The organism is Acinetobacter sp. P1(2023), assembly GCF_028367635.1.
Classification (GTDB): domain Bacteria; phylum Pseudomonadota; class Gammaproteobacteria; order Pseudomonadales; family Moraxellaceae; genus Acinetobacter; species Acinetobacter pittii_E.
The window spans coordinates 236,521-254,399 of record NZ_JAQNDD010000001.1 but is presented as its reverse complement, the minus strand read 5'-3'; the positions used below and the strand labels follow the sequence as shown (position 1 = coordinate 254,399).

Genomic DNA, 17,879 nt, shown 5'->3' with positions numbered 1-17,879 from the left:
AGTTTTAAAATGCAACTAGTTGAATGTTAGACCTACTAGTTTTAAAATGCAACTAGGTAACTTGTTTTGGATAATTTGTAGGGAAATCTGATGGCAAACTCAACATTGTTAAAAGACGAGCCTTGTCCTGTTGCGCGTTGCGTCAACCTGATAGGCGACCGCTGGTCACTGCTCATTGTGCGTGATGCTTTTGATGGAATGCGCCGTTTTGGAGATTTTCAGCGAAGCTTGGGCGTTGCGCGAAATATTCTTTCTGACCGACTAAAAAAATTAGTAGATGCTGGTGTTCTTGAAATGCAAGATGCTTCGGATGGCACGGCTTATCAAGAATATGTATTGACCGATAAAGGGGAGGGTTTGTTCCCAGTAGTTGTAGCTTTACGCCAATGGGGAGAGCAAAACTTATTTGAAAGTGGAGAGCGCCATTCTCTATTAGTTGATAAAAATACAGGTCAGCAAATTCCATTTATGGCACCCGTCTCAGCAGATGGAGAAGTGCTAAAAGCCTCTGATACTCAAGTGCAAAAGGTGAAATAAAATAAGTGAATAGAAAAAATAACCTTTTTTAACTTAAATTTGGGCAGATTAGTTGATAACCTTGCGCGTCAAATTAAGGTGAGATTATGAGATTTATATTCCTCTTTATAAGCGCAATTTCAATTCAATGTTATGCAGCATCCGAAGCAATGGAACTCCATTACTGTGAAACTGTGAAGAAAGCAGCAAGTGGCGTGATGGATGCGAGACAACATGAAGTGCCAGCTAAAGAGTTACATGACATCGCCAATCATCTTGAAGAGCAACAAGCCAAACAACTTTATCAAGAGCTTATCAAATCTGCATATTCTTCAAAGCTATTTGAAGACCCTCTTATCAAATCAAAAGCTGTCGAGAATTTTCAAACCACTTGGCATGAACAATGTTTGGCAAAAGACTTGGCTAAAAATATTTGAGGGTTAGTGAAAGTAGCTAACTAACCGATACTAGAAACCATCTAATTTTTTTAGTTAGGTGGTTTTTTAATTTTAGAGAAGGAAAAACGAGCTTTAACGAATGATCTTAATTTTGGCTAGACTTTAATTTAGTGCTGTTGAGATAAAAAATAGTTATGAGGCTGATAATCCTACATGCTTATTAAAACTTATGACTAGAATAAAGGTGAAATAACAAGATTTAAAAATTTAAATGAGCGTTGTAGCTAAGGAATAGCTCATTATTAAGTTTAAGTTTTATCGCCTGAAAGAGAGGTAAAATTGTAATTAAATATTTCTTTAAAGAATGAAATTATGCATAAATGAATAATAACTGCATTATTAATTTATAACGTAGATTATGAATCTAGCTTCATATTAGGTAATAAAAGGTAATGCTAGGTAAGTTATAAGTTGGAGAATGAATTTTATAATTTATTTAATAACAAAGTTATTCATATATGAATAATTATGATGTAACAAAATACAGCAGTTGTTTGGTAAACATCTAGTTATTTAAGCACAACTCTTATAAAGTAAAAGCCAGAACTCTTCCATATAGAAAACTGTTTTACCAGCTTGTTGACTTTGTGGATAAAAAAAAGACCAAGTACTGCAATACTTGATCTTTTTTGTGGTTCAGGTGGTTTCTCATAACTGCAATCACGAGAGACCTAATTTCTAACCGCTGCTGACCAGCACAAATTAAGGATACTTAACATGTAAAACGGTTAAAAATTAACTTTAGTAAAGCATGCTTTACTAACTTTAGTTAGTAAATATTAGTCTAGAGGTTTATGTAAGTAAACATTTTGTTTACTTTAGTAAACCTTTGGTTTAATCCACTAAACATTTCGTTTGGTAGGTTTCTCTTTTCCTAATTTATAACTAACTAATAAAATTTATTTTTTCGTTTTATTTCCTTGATTTTGTAGCGTAGCGGAACTCTTTATAAGAGGACTTGCATATGCATAAACCCCACACATTACACAATTCTTTAATTCCAGTTGTGGATGCTATAATTGGTGGAGAGATTCAACCTTGTGTTGATGCCCGCACTTTACATCAATGGTTGAAAAGTGAAGATCGTTTTGCTGACTGGATAAAAAGGCGAATCAAAACTTATCGATTTGTTGAAAATGAAGACTATATTGTTTTTTCGGTAAAAGGCGAAAGACTCTATAGTAGAAAGGCTTATCAGGAGTATTTATTAACACTGGACGTTGCCAAAGAGCTATCAATGGTAGAAAACAATGAGCAGGGGCGAATTGCACGCCGTTACTTTATTAACTGTGAGAAAGTATTAAGGCAATCAGCTTTCCATTTAATAGATCAATTTAATCGAGCTACATTGGATCTTGAGACTTTAACAGACATTGCTTCTAAAGCTGGAAGGACTTTATGTTTGGTTGGTAAGCAACTTAAACCGAAAGCAAAACATAAAGTTGAAGAGTTAAAACAAAAGATGCAGCCACTTTTAATCTAAGTGGTTAAAGAAGAAACCACCTTTCGAGGTGGTTTTTTAATATCTTAAATGTTAGATTTTGACCATTAGTAATAAAGGGTAATTTCATGAAAAAAATAATTTTATTAGGTGGTGTATTAGTCTTATCACCTTTCATTAATGCTTCAACTGAAGTCGAAGATAAACAAAAAATTTTAAATATGGTAAAACAATATTCTGAACTTGTTTCATGTATGAGTTCTTTTGAAAAAGATCCTGAAAATGGCAGGCCAACAACTATTAAGGATGTTACAACAGTTAAATATGATAAAGAAAATAATGAATATGTATTTTATATATTATGGGGCGGAGATATGGGATGCTTAGGAGGTTCGGGAACCATGTCTAGTTTTGTCACTGAGGTGGCTAGATATGGGGGAGATTGGAAACCTTATACTATTCAAAGCGATTATGCTTTTGGCGATAATATAGATATCAACTATAAATATATTGAGTCTATTAAAAAAATTACTGCAAATAAATTTGAAGTAATCAGCTGGGACTACGCAGATAGTAAATACGGTGGGGTTGATGGGGGCAATAATTTTCCCGCTAATAAATTTAAGTATACCTTGGAGCAGGAAAATTTTGAGCCATGGAAAATTACTCATCAGGCGTTACTTGAGCAAAGAAAATAAAATGGGAAATCGTCTATGGATATTTTTTTATTATCTGAACTGTTAAATTCTACTCATTATTAAAGGGGGTAATTATTATGAATAAGATTATTTTATTGGGTTTGGTAATTTTAAATACGTCATCTGTATATGCTTTAGCACCTAAAAATGGTGAACAACCTACCTATTGCGAGCAGATAGTTGCTGTTCATGGATTGCTTACGAGAGCACAAGTTGAATGTGGATATAGTAAGTATAATAAAGAAATGATTTCAGAGACTAAAAAATGTTTTAAGCATGAGCTTGGAGAAGAATATGGAATGGAAGTACTTAAATTTGGTTTGATGGAATATGATCGCCATGTTCGAGAAGAAGGAAAAGAACTTACCTGTAAATCTATTCTAAAAGAATTTCCAGAATATGTTCAAAAGTAAAAAATAAAAACTACCCTTGGGTAGTTTTTATTGTGCCTTTATTAACCACTTGTTAAATTACTATTATTAAGAAATATAGGTAATTTCATGAAAAGAATAAATTTAATATTGGGTCTATTATGCATTTTTAATTTTTCAAACTCTTATGCTGAGGATTGGGATAGGCTGAGTAATTTAAGTAAAACACTTTCGGAAGGTTCATATACTCATCCAGCCAATTCAGAGTCGACAACTTTAAGAGAGAAGCTAGAAGATAAGCAGAGAAAAATTGAATTTGAAGATGTGTCAAGAGGTGAACTGAAAAAACTGGGGATGTTGCCAGCATATGGGGATTCAATTATTAAGAAAGATACTGAGAAAAATGAGTATTTTGAGATAAAAGAATTTCCTGATGGAAATTACATGTATAGAACTTTAAGTCAGAAAGAAATAGTGGCTGTATTTCCAGTTGCTGGTGAAGATGATCCTTTTGGCGACGGCTGGAAAGTTGTTTGCTATATAGATCAAATAACGGCTATCAGAAATTGTTCGATAACAAAATATGCAATTATGATCTTAAAATCTGCCAAACATGGCTTAGTTTTTTCAGTAAGTAATGAGCCAGATAAGCTTAATCCTTTAATCGATCACTATGTAAGAATTGATAAAAATACTCCTTTAAAAACTACATCTATTTTTATCGGTTCACAAGCTGCCAATATCATAGAACAGATGAAGAGAGGAGAGATAATGAGGACTAGATTCCATGAATTTGGTGATACATATGAGGAGACTATTTATCTTGATGGTTTTACAAATGCTTATAATTTTATGAATTTGATGTATCCACAAGTTAAGTGAAATGTCGCAAATATTTTTTAATTAATCAAAGCTAACCAACAGCCAATAAAAAAACCACCTAATTCTTTCGAATTAAGTGGTTTTTGAATTTTGGAGCGGGAAACGAGACTCGAACTCGCGACCCCAACCTTGGCAAGGTTATGCTCTACCAACTGAGCTATTCCCGCAATGTGAGCACATTATAGAGTGTTTCACTAAAGTGTCAACACTCTTGTGATTTAATTGAACATTTAATCAGCACGACGCCAAACTGTACCTTGACGAGTATCTTCAAGTACAACACCTTGGTCAAGTAAAGACTGGCGAATACCATCTGCTTTAGCAAAGTCTTTTGCTTTTTTAGCATCCACACGTTGTTGAATAAAGTCTTCAATTTCAGCATCAGACAAAGCAAGCGCTTCTTGTCCAATATCTGATTTTAAGAAATCATCTACATTGTGTTGTACCAAACCTAAAATGTTGGTGAGGTAACGTAATGTCGAATAAAGAATAGTCGCTTGGTCAGCTTGTTCTTCTTTTACAGCACGGTTTAACTCTTTGTTCAGTTCAAACAATACCGCCATTGCTTCAGCAGTATTGAAATCGTCACACATTGCATTGTTAAAGCGTTCAATAAAGCTTTGATCAAGCGCTTCAGTTGTCGTTTGACCGTAAACTTGTTGATAAGCTTTAAATGAATGGTAGAAGCGAGTTAAAGAAGTTTTTGCTTCTTTAAGTGCCACATCAGAGAAGTTCACTGGACTACGATAGTGTGAAGACACAATAAAGTAGCGGATCACTTCAGGGTGGAATTTCTCCATCACGTCACGAATCGTAAAGAAGTTGCCTAAAGACTTAGACATCTTTTCACCATCAACGTTAATGAAACCAACATGCATCCAGTAGTTTACATATTGCTCACCAGTCGAAGCTTCACTTTGCGCAATTTCATTTTCATGGTGCGGGAACATTAAATCTGAACCACCACCATGAATGTCAAAGTGATTGCCTAGGCAGCAAGTCGACATTGCAGAACATTCAATGTGCCAACCCGGACGGCCATTACCCCAAGGAGATGCCCAAGATGGTTCATTTTCTTTTGCATGTTTCCATAGTACAAAGTCAAAAGGATGTTTCTTTTCAACTTCTACATCAACACGCTCACTTGCGCCAGCTTGCATATCATCCAGCTTACGGCCAGAGAGGCGACCATATTTTTCAAATTTGGTCACTTCAAAATAAACATCGCCGTTTGGAGCAGGGTACGCAGCGCCTTTGTTGACCAGATTGCCAATCATGTTTTGCATCTGATCAATATATTCAGTGGCTTTAGGCGCTTCATCTGGCGCTAAACAGCCTAAGTTCGCAGCATCTTCATTCATTGCGTCGATGAAACGAGTGGTGAGTTGTTGGATTGTTTCACCATTCTCATTCGCACGTTTAATGATTTTGTCGTCAATGTCGGTAATGTTGCGAATATAGCGAACCTTCCAGCCTTGACTACGTAAGAAACGAATAATGTAGTCAAATGCAACCATAACTCGAGCATGCCCGATATGACAGTAGTCGTAAACGGTCATACCGCAGACGTACATATCGATGTGACCTTCTTTGCGAGGTACAAATTCAACTTTTTTTCGTTGCTCAGAGTTATATAAAACAAACGGTTGCATAAGGGTTTTCAAACACTCAACAAAAACAGTGTTACATCATAACTGATGCATCATTTTTCACAAAGGTTTATGCAAGAATTTTATAAGCTTGTGAAATCTTATACATTTAAAAACGTGTAGATGATTGAGTTATGTTAGAATGCCCCCAAATCTTTTGATTAAAATCACCGATCTTCACAAGAGATCAGATCAATTATTTTGAGTCAAACTCGTATGCCCAATCCTACAGATTTCCAAAGCAGCGCATTAGCAACATTGCGTATTGAGCAACAAGCCTTAGACGTGTTAGCAACACAAATTGGTGACAGTTTTAACCGAGCTTGTGAAATATTGTTACAGTGTAAAGGTCGTGTTGTGATCACTGGCATGGGTAAGTCAGGGCATATTGGCCGTAAAATGGCTGCAACTTTCGCCTCAACTGGTACACCATCTTTCTTTATGCATCCGGGCGAAGCTGGGCATGGCGATTTGGGAATGCTGGTTCGTGGAGATGTTTTAATTGCGATTTCCAATTCTGGAAAAAGTGATGAAATCATGATGTTGATGCCGTTAATCAAACATCTTGGCGTTCCTCTTATTACCATTAGCCGTGATGATAAAGGTCCAATGCCGCAAAATGCCGACATCGCTTTAACTTTAGGTGAGTCTGACGAGGCTTGCCCATTAGGTTTGGCACCTACGTCGAGTACGACAGCAACTTTAGTTTTGGGTGATGCACTGGCTGTCGCTTTACTAGAAGCACGTGGTTTTACTGCAGATGATTTTGCTCGTTCGCACCCAGCAGGTGCGTTGGGTAAACGCTTACTTTTACATGTAAAACACCTCATGCATACAGGCGATGAGCTGCCAAAAGTTTCACCAGACACGCCAATGAATCAAGTGCTTTATGAAATCTCTAATAAACGTTTAGGCTTGACCACAATTGTAGATGACCAAGACCATTTGCTTGGTATTTTCACCGATGGTGACTTGCGCCGTTTAATTGATAAACAGCAAGGTTTCGATGTGACTTTGCCTGTTTCTGAAGTGATGACAAAGAAACCGTCAACTATTTCTCAAGAAGCACGTGCGGTAGAAGCTCTACAACAGCTTAACCTGAAAAAAATTAGTCAGTTTGTGGTGGTCGATGACCAAAACAAAGTGATTGGTGTAATTAGTATGCATGACCTTATTCAGGCAGGGGTAAATTAATCAATGGCATCTTATGCATTGTTAGAACAAGCACGTCATTTACAGGCATTGGTTCTGGATGTTGATGGTATTTTGAGTGATGGCTTTGTAACGTTAACCAATAGTGGCGATGAAATTAAATCATTCGATATTCGTGATGGTTTAGGCATGAAGCTTGTGCAGCAAGCGAACATGAAAGTCATTATTATCACAGGCCGAAAAAGTAATATTGTTGAAAAACGCATGTCTGACTTAGGTGTAGATCTAGTCTTTCAAGGCCGTGAAGACAAAGGCTCAGCACTTCGTGAAGCATGTGCACAGTTTAATATTTTGCCGTCTGACTGCTTATATATGGGCGATGATTGGCCTGATTTGTCGGCTTTTGCAATTGCAGGTATGAGTGTTACTGTGCCAAATGGTCACGAAGAAGTACGTCGCCGTGCGCATTTGGTTACGCAATCGATGGGCGGGCGTGGTGCTGTACGTGAAGTCTGTGATATGTTGCTGATCGCAAAAGGCATTTACCAAGAACTTCTTGAAAAATATCTTGCAGTACCGCATTAATAATAAGATTACTTAAAAAGGTAGGCTATTCCTGCTCATGGATACCAGAGTTTTATCAATTGTTGCTGTAGTAGTTGCTGCTATAAGTGGTGGTTATTACTACTATAGTGGCAAGGCAAAAAAACTAGACATTGGTTCTGCGAAGAATATGACATATTCAGCGCAGGGCGTCCATTTGACTCAAACTGATGATCAAGGCAATTTGTATATTCGTGCTGAAGTTCGTCAGCTTGAACAGGATATGCAACAAAAAACATCAAAGTTGGATCAACTCAATGCCTCGATGTATAAAGATGGCAAAGTTGATGCAACGTTCTTTGCAAAACAGGCAAATGGCTACGATGATAACCGTAAAGTTATATTATCGGGCGATGTGGTCGCTACTAAACTTGCGCCACAAGGAAAGATTGAATTCCATACTGATGAGTTAACTGGCTATCCAAAAACCAGAGAAATTGAAACGAATCATCAGGTCGTTGTTCAATCTCCGCAAGGCGATTTTGTCAGCAAAGGACTAAAAGCCAATTTGAATAATGGTCAGTACGAATTTTTTAATATTCGAGGAAAGTATGCACCAAAGTCTTAATTTAAAACGTTCTTCAGCTTTCCTAAAACAAGCTGCGGTAATTACATTCGTTGCTTTATCATCTGCTTCGACTTTTGCTTTACCGTCTGACCGTAATCAACAAATTTCGTTAGTGGCAGACCGTGCAACTTATAATGAGAAAACGGGTTTAACGACTTATACGGGTAATGTCGTGATTGAGCAAGGTACGATGAGGCTTCAAGCCGACTCAATTGTGGCTACTCTAAACGCTAAGCGTGAAATTCAAACGATTACTGCCAAAGGTAGACCGTCTAAATTCCAACAGCAAATTAGTGCAGACAAAGGCGTTGCACGAGGCGAGGGTCAAACCATTGTTTATAATGCAGATACAGGCATTATTACTTTGACTGGTGGTGCATATCTATATCAAGATGGTTCAAGTATTCGTGGTAACTCACTGAAATATAGTATGAATAAAGGCGATGTTGAAGCACAAGGCTCATCATCTAACCGTGTTCAGATTATTATTCCGCCATCAACTTCAAAAAGTTTCCCAGGAGCGCGTGACTAATGCAACAAGCTCTTCAACAACCCCAAACTTTGTGTATTAAGCACTTAGCAAAAAACTATAGTAAACGTTGGGTCGTCAAAGACGTATCTTTTAGTATGCAAAGTGGACAGATTGTTGGTTTGCTTGGCCCTAACGGTGCAGGAAAAACAACAAGTTTCTATATGGTTGTTGGACTCGTGCGTATGGATAAAGGTGAAATTCACCTTGATGATCTTGATATGTCTGATTTGGCAATGCATGAACGGGCACGTAAAGGGATTGGATATCTTCCGCAAGAAGCTTCTATTTTTAGAAAGCTAACAATTGCTGAAAATATTATGTCTATTTTAGAAACACGCAAAGACTTAAATAAGCAACAGCGCCAGCAACGTCTTACTGAATTATTGAATGACTTTAAAATCAGTCATATTAAAGATTCATTGGGCATGAGTGTGTCTGGTGGTGAGCGCCGCCGTGCTGAAATTGCACGTGCATTGGCTGCTGATCCTAAATTTATGTTACTTGATGAACCGTTTGCCGGCGTCGATCCAATTTCGGTTGGAGATATTAAAGATATTATCCAGACCTTAAAAGATCGTGGTATTGGTGTACTCATTACTGACCATAACGTACGTGAAACTCTAGCAATTTGTGAACGTGCATATATTGTGAGTGAAGGGGCTGTAATTGCCGAAGGCACGCCACAAGAAATTCTGGATAACGAACAGGTACGTAAAGTCTACTTAGGTGACGATTTTACAGTTTAAATAAAAAAGTTAATCTGTTTGGCTAAAAAGAGGTCAGTGCCTCTTTTTAGTTTTTTTATATTTATATTTTAAAAACAATAAATTAGTCTAAACAATTGATGAAAAAATAATGTGTGAATTATTCCTTCATTTATGCTTCTTTATGCAAAAAAATATGTAGAATGTAGAAGCTTTTAAACGATAACAAACAAGATCAACAAGACAAGCATGATTGGATATAACCAGAGAAGAGTAAAAAGGACATGTAAAAAGCCGGCTTTCCTGAAAGGGTTGATGCTTTTAACTACATTGCATGTACCTATGGTGATATATGCTGCTAAACCAAGTGAGCAATATCACACATTGAAAAACAACTTATCGCAGCTTTTTACCCCTAAAAGTAGCGATGAATTTAAAGTTGCTAAAATGCAAGAGTTGAGTAATTTTAAGCTAGATCGTTCTAGAGTTCAGGAGTTTCCGACTGTTCAACTCAATGATCGAGCAGCTTCATCTTATTCAACTCTGCCATCAAGGAAAATGACTCTGCAGGAAGCGGTGAGAATCGCAATCCAGCGTAACCCTGATATTTCCCAAGCCATTTCAACTTTAGCTGGCCAAAACGCCGGTATTGATGTTGCAAAGGCGGGTTATTACCCTCAAATTTCAGGTGGTATTACCACAGGTGACTTGAGCAGTGGTGAGCGTGGTCGGCAGTTATTGACTTTAAATGCAACTCAAATGCTCTATGATTTTGGCAAAGTGAAATCAGGTGTATCGGTTGAGAAGGCTAAGCTGCAAGTCGAGCAGGCCAATGTTCTGGTCAGCATTGATGATATTGCACTTGATGTCGCACAGTCGATTATCAATATTCAGCGCTATCTTCAGTTAAATAAAATTGCCGAACAGCAAATTGCAGGTATTCAGCGAATTCAGGAAATCGCTAATTTACGTGCAAATGCTGGTATTAGTAGCCAAGCCGATCCAATTCAAGCCCAATCTTATTTGCAAGCTGCTCAGTCTGGTCTGATTGCTCAGCAATCATTGTTACGTCAATATCAGCAGCATTTAAGAACATTATTGGGTGGCGATGTTTCTCGAACGGGATGGATTATTTCAGATGATTTGGTGAAAGTATCTGATTTATATGGTGAGCCTCAGTTTAATACCATTCCAAAAATGATCGCAGCTCAAGCGGGTATTGAAGTCGCTAAAGCGCAAAAAGAGCAGACCCGTTTAACACGTTATCCAACTTTGGCAGTCAAAGGTTCTTTGAGTCAGGCCATTAATGGCAAAAATCCAAATAATGATGAAGACGATGGTCTGTATAGTTCAGTCATGCTTGAAGCAACCAGCCAGTTTTATCAAGGTGGAGCAGTTTCTTCTCAGGTAAAAATGGCGAGTTATGCAGAAGAAGCCGCTAAATCTAAAGTGAATTCTGTTTATCTGGATGTTCTCGACCAGATCAGAACTAGCCGTGAGCAAATTGAAAATAAACAACGACAAATGCAGGTTTTAGCAAATCGCCAAGCAACGACAGTTCGTACACGTGAGCTTTATCAAGAACAGTACAAACTCGGTACACGTTCATTGGTCGATTTATTAAATGCCGAACAAGCGATTCATAGTGCTAATTCAGAACTCGAAACTGCACGTTATGATATTTACAGCAGTATTGTTCAGTACATTGCAGCAACAGGACGTTCTCGCCAAGCTTATGACTTAAATAATATTTCAATTCAGGGGTTCGAAGTACAACCATGATGACAAAAATAAACTACCAGCCCTGGTTACAGGCAGTCTTGACGATTGCTAAACATTATAGAATTGAGCCTTCAGAAGAAAGAATTCGTTTACAACTTGACTGGAACCAAAATCAAAATCTTGATGATGTTTTACAGCTCATTACACGTCAAGTTGGACTCAATTTACGTAAAGTGCCATTTTCTTTAGAGTTGCTCAACCCATGGCGTTTACCTGTCATGGTCGAGTTCAATGACGGTCAAGTCGGTGTAATTGATAAAGCTGATACTCAAGGAAACGTCAGTATTCAGTTTAGTGGAGATCATGGCCTTTCTCAAAATTTAAGCTTAGATGTCTTAAAAACTACAATTAAGAATGTCTATATTCTGCGCCCTGAAACCTCTATTCCCGATGCGCGTATTGATGAATATATCAAGCCATATGAAGCGAGCTGGTTCTGGTCAATCGTTCTAAGAGACTGGAAACGCTACGTTGATATTATGTTTGCTTCACTCATCGCCAATGTATTGGCACTGGCAACCATTATTTTCTCAATGCAAGTGTATGACCGCGTTGTACCTTCTCAGTCTATTCCGACTTTATGGGTACTGGCAGGTGGTGTACTCATTGCGGCACTTTTCGAGTTTACCTTACGTATATCGCGAGTGTATTTGTCCGATATTATTGGTAAACGTGCTGACTTACGTGTTTCTGATCGTGTATTTGGTCATGCCTTACGCATCAAAAATAAAGACCGCTCAAAATCTACCGGTAGTTTTATTTCCCAGATTCGTGAACTCGAAGGGGTTCGTGAATTGGTGACATCAACCACCATTAGTGCCATTGCCGATTTCCCATTCTTTTTCCTGTTCCTGATCATCTTTGCCATTATTGGTGGAAAACTGTTTTGGGTGATGTTGCTAGTTGTACCTCTTATGCTTTTGCCGGGTATTCTGGCACAGAAAAAACTAGCGCAACTCGCACAAGAAGGTATGAGAGAATCCTCAATCCGTAACGCGATTCTTGTTGAAGCGGTGCAAGGTATTGAAGATATCAAACTATTACGTGCTGAGTCTCGTTTCCAAAACCAGTGGAACCACATGAACGAAGTTTCAGCCGATATCGGGATGAGACAGCGTAAAATTGTTGGGACCTTAATGGCATGGACTCAAATGCTACAAGGCTTGACCTATGCAATTGTGGTGTTAGTGGGATGTTTTGCCGTGATGGACGGTGAAATGACTACGGGTGCTTTAGTTGCGTGTTCAATTTTATCTTCACGTATGTTAGGCCCGGTTGCACAAATTACAGGTGTGTTAGGCCGTTTACAGCAAGCAAAAGTTGCAAAACAAAGTCTTGATGAACTCATGCAACGCCCGATCGATCAGGCGGACCGTTCGCATCTGGTACATAAAGCTGTTTTAAATGGCGATTATGAATTAAAAAATGTCTTGTTCCAATATGGAGAAGAAGACCCGAAACCAAGTTTGGCCATTCGCCATTTAAAAATTCGTGCGGGTGAAAAAATTGCAATCTTAGGCCGTAATGGTGCAGGTAAATCGACACTGCTTCAGCTTCTATCTGGTATGCAAGTTCCAACTCAAGGTGCAGTGCACTTAGATGGTCTTGATCTTTCTTTAATTGACCCATCTGATGTACGCCGTGATATGGGCCTACTCAACCAAAATGCACATCTTTTCTACGGTACGATTCGTGAAAACCTCACTTTAGGTGCGCCACTTGCAACAGATGAAGATATTCTTCGTGCTTTGGTGGTGACGGGTGCATTACCTTTTGTTCAAGAGAAAAAAGAAGGGCTAGATCACCTGATTTTAGAAGGTGGTGTTGGTTTCTCTGGTGGTCAGAAACAAGCATTGTTACTGGCACGTCTATTGATTCGTCAACCTAATATTTTACTGTTGGATGAACCGACAGCAGCGATTGATGATGTGGCAGAGAAACAACTGATTGATCATTTAAAAGTTTGGCTAGCACATCGTACTTTGGTCGTTGCGACCCACCGCCGAGCTGTTTTAGATCTGGTGGACCGTATTATTGTCGTTAACGAAGGCAAAATCGTGATGGATGGTCCAAGAGATCAGGTCCTTAATCAATCAACAGCCCAACAAAAACAAGTGAGCCAAGGGGGTAATTCATGAGCGAACAACAACAAGAACTCACCCGTTCAATGAATGTCTCTTATAGTGAGCCACCATTACCACGTGCCAGTTTAGTGATCTGGATTGTGGGAATCGGTTTAGTTATTTTCTTTATCTGGGCATGGGTATTTAAACTTGAAGAAGTTTCTACCGGTACGGGTAAAGTGATTCCATCATCTAAAGAACAGGTCATCCAGTCTTTAGAAGGTGGTATTTTAACCAAGCTGAATGTACAAGAAGGCGACATTGTTCAAAAAGGACAAATTCTTGCACAGCTTGATCCAACCCGTTTTGCGTCAAATGTCGGTGAATCAAGATCTTTACTGATCTCTGCTCAAGCGACAGCAGCGCGTTTGCGTGCGGAAGTAAATGGTACACCCTTGGTTTTCCCTGAAATTGTGATGAAAGAACCAAAGCTTGTACAAGAAGAAACAGCGCTATACCGCTCTCGTCGCGCTGATCTTGAGCAAACGCTTGCAGGTTTAAGACAGGCTTTACAACTGGTGCAACAAGAACTGGCAATGACAGAGCCGTTAGTTGCAAAAGGTGCAGCAAGTGAGGTCGAGGTTTTACGTCTACGTCGTGAAGCAAATGATCTGCAAAACAAAATGAATGATGCGCAGAACCAGTATTATGTGAAAGCACGTGAAGAGCTATCTAAGGCTACGACTGATAGTAAAACACAGCAACAAATCGTACTGGGCCGTAGTGACAGTTTAGATCGTGCAGTGTTTAGAGCGCCGGTACGTGGGGTTGTAAAAGAAATTGCGGTGACTACGCATGGTGGTGTTATTCCACAAAACGGTAAACTGATGACGATTGTACCAATCGATGAGCAACTGCTGATTGAAGCGCGTATTTTGCCGCGTGACATTGCCTTTATTCGTCCGGGACAAGAAGCTCTGGTTAAGATTACTGCCTACGATTACTCAATTTATGGTGGTTTAAAAGGTAAAGTTACGGTTATTTCACCAGACACGATTCGTGATGAGGTTAAACAAGACCAATTCTATTACCGTGTTTATATCCGCACTGATTCTGACAAGCTTTATAATAAAGAAGGTAAAGCATTTGGAATTACACCGGGTATGGTGGCAACAGTAGATATTCGTACTGGTGAAAAAACAGTACTGGATTACTTACTTAAACCATTTAATAAAGCCAAAGAAGCATTACGAGAAAGATAATAAAAAAAGCCCCGAGATTCGGGGCTTTTTTATGGGTTTGATTCTTTTAAATTCACGTTATAATTTGATTTTTATTATGCTTTATTTAATTTATGGCTTTTACGATTGCATCACAGATTACATTTGAAGAAGAAATTAAAAAAAGCAGATTTCAGGCCATCGCTGCGCCAGTCGAAAATGAACAGCAAGTTAAAGAATTTTTAGAATACAACAAAGATATCTCGACCACTCACCAATGTTGGGCATGGAAAATTGGGCATAACGTACGCTTTAACGATGACGGTGAACCGTCAGGAACAGCAGGGCGTCCAATCTTGGCAACCATTGAAGGGAATGATTTAACCAATATTATAGTGATGGTTAACCGTTGGTATGGTGGAATAAAACTAGGAACAGGCGGCCTTGTTAGAGCATATGGGGGTTGTGCTGGACAATGTTTACTGTTGGCTGAACGCATTGAACTCATTGCGAAAAAGACAATTTACTTTTCTTGCCATTTTAATGAATGGGCGATCTTCCAATATGAGCTGACTCAACAACAAATTGAATATCAGGAAACTTACACAGCAACGGGTGTAGATATTGAGGCACGGTTACAAATACATCAAATTGAACCGCTGGCGTTAAAACTTAGAGATGTAACCCGTGGTCGTGAAGAATTAAAAATAGAAGAGGAATTAACAGATGACTGATTCCTTATTGAAATATCGTGAGCAACATAAGCATCGCTTAAACTATATGCCCTGGTTATATTGGAGTTTAAAACCTAAAAATCGTGCTTGGGCTGAAGAGTGGCAAAAAGAATATCAAGCCTATTTAATGGATATGGAAACCGTTGAGATTGGTGAAAATTGTTTTATTTCACCCCTAGCACACATTTTTGCTGAGCCGGGGCGCAAAATTATCATTGGTGATAATAGTTTTATTGCGGCTGATTGCACATTACATGGACCGCTTGAAATCGGTAACGAAGTCGCGATTAATCATCATTGTATTTTAGATGGTGGACGAGCTGGCATAAAATTGCATGATCAAGTTCGAATTGCAGCATATTGTCATTTATATGCGTTTGATCATGGGATGCAATTAGACCGCCCGCTTTACCAACAGCCTGTCACTTCTAAAGGAATTGAAATTGAGCAGGACGTTTGGTTGGGTGCACATGTGGGGATCAAAGACGGTATAAAAATCGGTAAACATGCTGTGGTCGGGATGAATAGTATGGTGACCAAAGATGTTGAGCCCTACCATATTATCGGTGGGAATCCAGCAAGATTTATTCGCTTAAGAGAATAATGCAGTTTTAAGAATGTAATAAAATGTTTGATCTTTAAACAAAAAAGTTGGTTTTTATACATAAACCTTAACATACCAATTTTTATCTATGTTAAGTTAAAGCTAAGTTTTAATAATAATCTCCAAGGCAATAGACCTGAAGAAGAGAGGCTAACATGAACCGTGTTATTGCGTGTATTGACTCATCACCGTGTATTAATGCTATTGCAGATGCAGCAGCATGGGTTGCTAAAGCAACTGGACGGGAACTTGTATTATTACAAATTCTGGACTATTACCCAGCCAGTTATCATCTTGGTGAAATTAGTGGGGTAATCGGCTTTGAAAGCAATGCAATGCTGCTAAAAGAGTTAGCTGAGCTAGAGCAAAAACAGAGTGAACTCGCATTAGACTATAGCAATAATTTACTTCGTCACATTTCTGATCTTATTCAAGAAAAACACGGAATTACCAGTTCAAAAATCCAAGAAAAAGGTGATTTTTTAGAACAAAGTTTTAATCTCTTACATGAAAATGATATCGTCATTTTAGGTCGAGTCGGGGAAAGAGCCGCCGAAAAACATAAACCAATTGGTAGTAATGTCGAGAACTTCATCCGCGGTGCGAACTGTACAGTTTTGACGATTGGTGAAAACTTTAAAGTCCCAACCCGATTTATCTTTGCTTATGAATACTCGCCAACATGCCAAAAAATGATGCGCCGTATTGCTCAAAGTGATTTATTGCGAACACTGCAATGTCATTTAGTGTATGTAGGTGATCATCCAGAAATATTAAATGAACCTGAGCATTATCTTAAACAAGCGGGCCTCGATGTAGTTACCGTTTATCGTTATGGTGATGTCGCGCAGAATATTCTAGAGTATCAACAAGAGCACGGTATTCAGATCATTGTGCTAGGGGCATTTAGCCATAGCAAAATTCACCAGTTCTTCTTGGGAAGTATTGCGACAACCATATTCCGAAACGCGACTGTACCATTACTTGTAGCTAAATGATGAGATTTGCATATAGTTATCCGCAAATCTTGTGGATAACTATATGGAAAAGCAACAGTAATAAAAGTAATTAATTGATTATAAATAATAAAATAAAAAAGATGATTTTTTAACCATTATTTCACAATTGCAATTGCGAAGCCATCATGACCTTTTGAGCCAACCGTTTGCAGAGCTGTACAAGACAGAATTTTTGGATGATTTTCTAAGGCTTTAAACATTTCACGGATGCCTTCAATACTCGGTTTTTTATTCTCAGGATTTAAAATATCACCTGCACGAATTACATTGTCGAGCACGATAATGGTGCCAGATCTCGAGAATTTCAAACTCAATTCTAAATATTCAGGATAACCCTGTTTATCTGCATCAATGAAAATAAAATCAAAAGGTTCGATAGATTCAGGCTCAATTGCAGAGAGGATATCGGCGGCACGGCCAGCTCGAAGGTCGACTTTTACCGGAAGATTGGCGTGATCGATATTTTTTTGAGCCATTTCTGCATGAGTCGCACGGCCTTCTATTGTGAGTAAATAACCATCTTCAGGTAATGCACGGCCTAACCAGATGGTACTGTATGCAGCAAAGGTTCCGATTTCTAAGACTCGTTTGCATTTATTCATTTGAATAAGCATCTGCAAGAACATTCCTTGGTTGGGAGCCACTGCAAGATGATTTGAAAAGCCGTGTTCGTCGGTATTCTTTAATGCATATTCGAGTCGCGGGTCTTCGGGAATTAAATGTGAATCGATATATTGGTCAATGTCTGTCCACATCTGCTGCATAATCAAATTTACCTATATGTTGATCGGGCTATTTTAAACGTTTATGCATAGAGTGCAAAAATCTTCGTTTCAAGAAATTTTGGTTGATTGGGAAATGAACAATAAAAAAACTCCTTTCG

General features: G+C 38.4%; 19 protein-coding genes and 1 tRNA gene. 17 read left to right on the top strand and 3 right to left on the bottom strand.

The features are described 5' to 3' along the window. Positions 1 to 90 precede the first annotated feature (90 nt). From POD11_RS01145 to POD11_RS01120, 6 genes are all read left to right on the top strand, one after another. Positions 91 to 537, top strand: a complete 447-nt coding sequence (locus tag POD11_RS01145) for a winged helix-turn-helix transcriptional regulator (protein WP_262456027.1) — start codon at positions 91 to 93, stop codon at positions 535 to 537. An 86-nt stretch (positions 538 to 623) separates the two neighbouring features. Continuing rightward, complete coding sequence (locus tag POD11_RS01140; protein ID WP_262456026.1) at positions 624 to 953, top strand: envelope fusion protein; 330 nt, start codon at positions 624 to 626, stop codon at positions 951 to 953. Positions 954 to 1,938: 985 nt separating this feature from the next. After that, entirely contained in the window at positions 1,939 to 2,457 is a 519-nt protein-coding gene (locus tag POD11_RS01135; protein WP_163119963.1) for an antA/AntB antirepressor family protein, read from the top strand. 86 nt (positions 2,458 to 2,543) lie between these two features. Further along, the gene (locus POD11_RS01130) at positions 2,544 to 3,113 is read left to right on the top strand and encodes a hypothetical protein (RefSeq protein ID WP_262456025.1); all 570 of its coding nucleotides are present in this window, start codon (positions 2,544 to 2,546) and stop codon (positions 3,111 to 3,113) included. Between the two features lie 77 nt (positions 3,114 to 3,190). Then, entirely contained in the window at positions 3,191 to 3,526 is a 336-nt protein-coding gene (locus POD11_RS01125) for a hypothetical protein (protein WP_163119961.1), read from the top strand. An 87-nt stretch (positions 3,527 to 3,613) separates the two neighbouring features. Next, positions 3,614 to 4,366, top strand: coding sequence for a hypothetical protein (locus POD11_RS01120; RefSeq protein ID WP_262456024.1), 753 nt, complete (start codon positions 3,614 to 3,616; stop codon positions 4,364 to 4,366). A 91-nt stretch (positions 4,367 to 4,457) separates the two neighbouring features. Here POD11_RS01120 and POD11_RS01115 read toward each other — a convergent pair. Together POD11_RS01115 and cysS are read right to left on the bottom strand one after the other, a co-directional pair. Further along, a tRNA-Gly gene (locus POD11_RS01115) sits at positions 4,458 to 4,533 on the bottom strand. Between the two features lie 63 nt (positions 4,534 to 4,596). Further along, positions 4,597 to 6,018, bottom strand: a complete 1,422-nt coding sequence (cysS, locus tag POD11_RS01110; protein ID WP_262456022.1) for a cysteine--tRNA ligase — start codon at positions 6,016 to 6,018, stop codon at positions 4,597 to 4,599. Between the two features lie 213 nt (positions 6,019 to 6,231). Here cysS and POD11_RS01105 point away from each other — a divergent pair, with 213 nt between their 5' ends. The 11 genes from POD11_RS01105 (at position 6,232) to POD11_RS01050 (ending at position 16,975) form a co-directional block, all read left to right on the top strand. Continuing rightward, the gene (locus tag POD11_RS01105; RefSeq protein ID WP_224992514.1) at positions 6,232 to 7,209 is read left to right on the top strand and encodes a KpsF/GutQ family sugar-phosphate isomerase; all 978 of its coding nucleotides are present in this window, start codon (positions 6,232 to 6,234) and stop codon (positions 7,207 to 7,209) included. A 3-nt stretch (positions 7,210 to 7,212) separates the two neighbouring features. Then, a complete protein-coding gene (locus POD11_RS01100) occupies positions 7,213 to 7,752 on the top strand; it encodes a KdsC family phosphatase (RefSeq protein WP_016141540.1) in 540 nt (179 codons plus the stop codon). Between the two features lie 37 nt (positions 7,753 to 7,789). Further along, the gene (gene lptC, locus POD11_RS01095) at positions 7,790 to 8,338 is read left to right on the top strand and encodes an LPS export ABC transporter periplasmic protein LptC (protein ID WP_016141539.1); all 549 of its coding nucleotides are present in this window, start codon (positions 7,790 to 7,792) and stop codon (positions 8,336 to 8,338) included. Beyond that, a complete protein-coding gene (lptA, locus tag POD11_RS01090) occupies positions 8,322 to 8,870 on the top strand; it encodes a lipopolysaccharide transport periplasmic protein LptA (RefSeq protein ID WP_262456021.1) in 549 nt (182 codons plus the stop codon). Before lptC ends, lptA begins: the two co-directional genes overlap by 17 nt. Next, positions 8,870 to 9,616: an LPS export ABC transporter ATP-binding protein gene (gene lptB, locus POD11_RS01085; RefSeq protein WP_009389082.1), complete on the top strand. Its 747-nt coding sequence runs from the start codon at positions 8,870 to 8,872 to the stop codon at positions 9,614 to 9,616. Before lptA ends, lptB begins: the two co-directional genes overlap by 1 nt. A 273-nt stretch (positions 9,617 to 9,889) precedes the next feature. Beyond that, a complete protein-coding gene (locus POD11_RS17620) occupies positions 9,890 to 11,356 on the top strand; it encodes a TolC family protein (protein WP_016141537.1) in 1,467 nt (488 codons plus the stop codon). After that, positions 11,353 to 13,494: a type I secretion system permease/ATPase gene (locus POD11_RS01070; RefSeq protein ID WP_016141536.1), complete on the top strand. Its 2,142-nt coding sequence runs from the start codon at positions 11,353 to 11,355 to the stop codon at positions 13,492 to 13,494. Before POD11_RS17620 ends, POD11_RS01070 begins: the two co-directional genes overlap by 4 nt. After that, positions 13,491 to 14,681: an HlyD family efflux transporter periplasmic adaptor subunit gene (locus POD11_RS01065; RefSeq protein WP_016141535.1), complete on the top strand. Its 1,191-nt coding sequence runs from the start codon at positions 13,491 to 13,493 to the stop codon at positions 14,679 to 14,681. The genes POD11_RS01070 and POD11_RS01065 overlap by 4 nt, the downstream gene beginning before the upstream one ends. Positions 14,682 to 14,773: 92 nt before the next feature. Continuing rightward, positions 14,774 to 15,373 carry an IMPACT family protein gene (locus POD11_RS01060; RefSeq protein WP_224992517.1) on the top strand — a complete coding sequence of 200 codons (600 nt, stop codon included), beginning with the start codon at positions 14,774 to 14,776 and terminating at the stop codon, positions 15,371 to 15,373. Further along, complete coding sequence (locus POD11_RS01055) at positions 15,366 to 15,977, top strand: DapH/DapD/GlmU-related protein (protein ID WP_262456020.1); 612 nt, start codon at positions 15,366 to 15,368, stop codon at positions 15,975 to 15,977. The genes POD11_RS01060 and POD11_RS01055 overlap by 8 nt, the downstream gene beginning before the upstream one ends. A gap of 155 nt (positions 15,978 to 16,132) precedes the next feature. Beyond that, the gene (locus tag POD11_RS01050; RefSeq protein WP_002115820.1) at positions 16,133 to 16,975 is read left to right on the top strand and encodes a universal stress protein; all 843 of its coding nucleotides are present in this window, start codon (positions 16,133 to 16,135) and stop codon (positions 16,973 to 16,975) included. A 116-nt stretch (positions 16,976 to 17,091) separates the two neighbouring features. Here the strand turns inward: POD11_RS01050 and POD11_RS01045 are convergent, their stop codons facing one another. After that, complete coding sequence (locus tag POD11_RS01045; RefSeq protein ID WP_239969077.1) at positions 17,092 to 17,760, bottom strand: O-methyltransferase; 669 nt, start codon at positions 17,758 to 17,760, stop codon at positions 17,092 to 17,094. Positions 17,761 to 17,879 lie beyond the last annotated feature (119 nt).

Bases quoted from the DNA above. Each gene is read 5' to 3' on its own strand.
- POD11_RS01145 (WP_262456027.1), top strand. From the start codon at position 91: ATGGCAAACTCAACATTGTTAAAAGACGAGCCTTGTCCTGTTGCGCGT.
- POD11_RS01140 (WP_262456026.1), top strand. From the start codon at position 624: ATGAGATTTATATTCCTCTTTATAAGCGCAATTTCAATTCAATGTTAT.
- POD11_RS01135 (WP_163119963.1), top strand. From the start codon at position 1,939: ATGCATAAACCCCACACATTACACAATTCTTTAATTCCAGTTGTGGAT.
- POD11_RS01130 (WP_262456025.1), top strand. From the start codon at position 2,544: ATGAAAAAAATAATTTTATTAGGTGGTGTATTAGTCTTATCACCTTTC.
- POD11_RS01125 (WP_163119961.1), top strand. From the start codon at position 3,191: ATGAATAAGATTATTTTATTGGGTTTGGTAATTTTAAATACGTCATCT.
- POD11_RS01120 (WP_262456024.1), top strand. From the start codon at position 3,614: ATGAAAAGAATAAATTTAATATTGGGTCTATTATGCATTTTTAATTTT.
- cysS (WP_262456022.1), bottom strand. From the start codon at position 6,018: ATGCAACCGTTTGTTTTATATAACTCTGAGCAACGAAAAAAAGTTGAA.
- POD11_RS01105 (WP_224992514.1), top strand. From the start codon at position 6,232: ATGCCCAATCCTACAGATTTCCAAAGCAGCGCATTAGCAACATTGCGT.
- POD11_RS01100 (WP_016141540.1), top strand. From the start codon at position 7,213: ATGGCATCTTATGCATTGTTAGAACAAGCACGTCATTTACAGGCATTG.
- lptC (WP_016141539.1), top strand. From the start codon at position 7,790: ATGGATACCAGAGTTTTATCAATTGTTGCTGTAGTAGTTGCTGCTATA.
- lptA (WP_262456021.1), top strand. From the start codon at position 8,322: ATGCACCAAAGTCTTAATTTAAAACGTTCTTCAGCTTTCCTAAAACAA.
- lptB (WP_009389082.1), top strand. From the start codon at position 8,870: ATGCAACAAGCTCTTCAACAACCCCAAACTTTGTGTATTAAGCACTTA.
- POD11_RS17620 (WP_016141537.1), top strand. From the start codon at position 9,890: ATGCTTTTAACTACATTGCATGTACCTATGGTGATATATGCTGCTAAA.
- POD11_RS01070 (WP_016141536.1), top strand. From the start codon at position 11,353: ATGATGACAAAAATAAACTACCAGCCCTGGTTACAGGCAGTCTTGACG.
- POD11_RS01065 (WP_016141535.1), top strand. From the start codon at position 13,491: ATGAGCGAACAACAACAAGAACTCACCCGTTCAATGAATGTCTCTTAT.
- POD11_RS01060 (WP_224992517.1), top strand. From the start codon at position 14,774: ATGGCTTTTACGATTGCATCACAGATTACATTTGAAGAAGAAATTAAA.
- POD11_RS01055 (WP_262456020.1), top strand. From the start codon at position 15,366: ATGACTGATTCCTTATTGAAATATCGTGAGCAACATAAGCATCGCTTA.
- POD11_RS01050 (WP_002115820.1), top strand. From the start codon at position 16,133: ATGAACCGTGTTATTGCGTGTATTGACTCATCACCGTGTATTAATGCT.
- POD11_RS01045 (WP_239969077.1), bottom strand. From the start codon at position 17,760: ATGCAGCAGATGTGGACAGACATTGACCAATATATCGATTCACATTTA.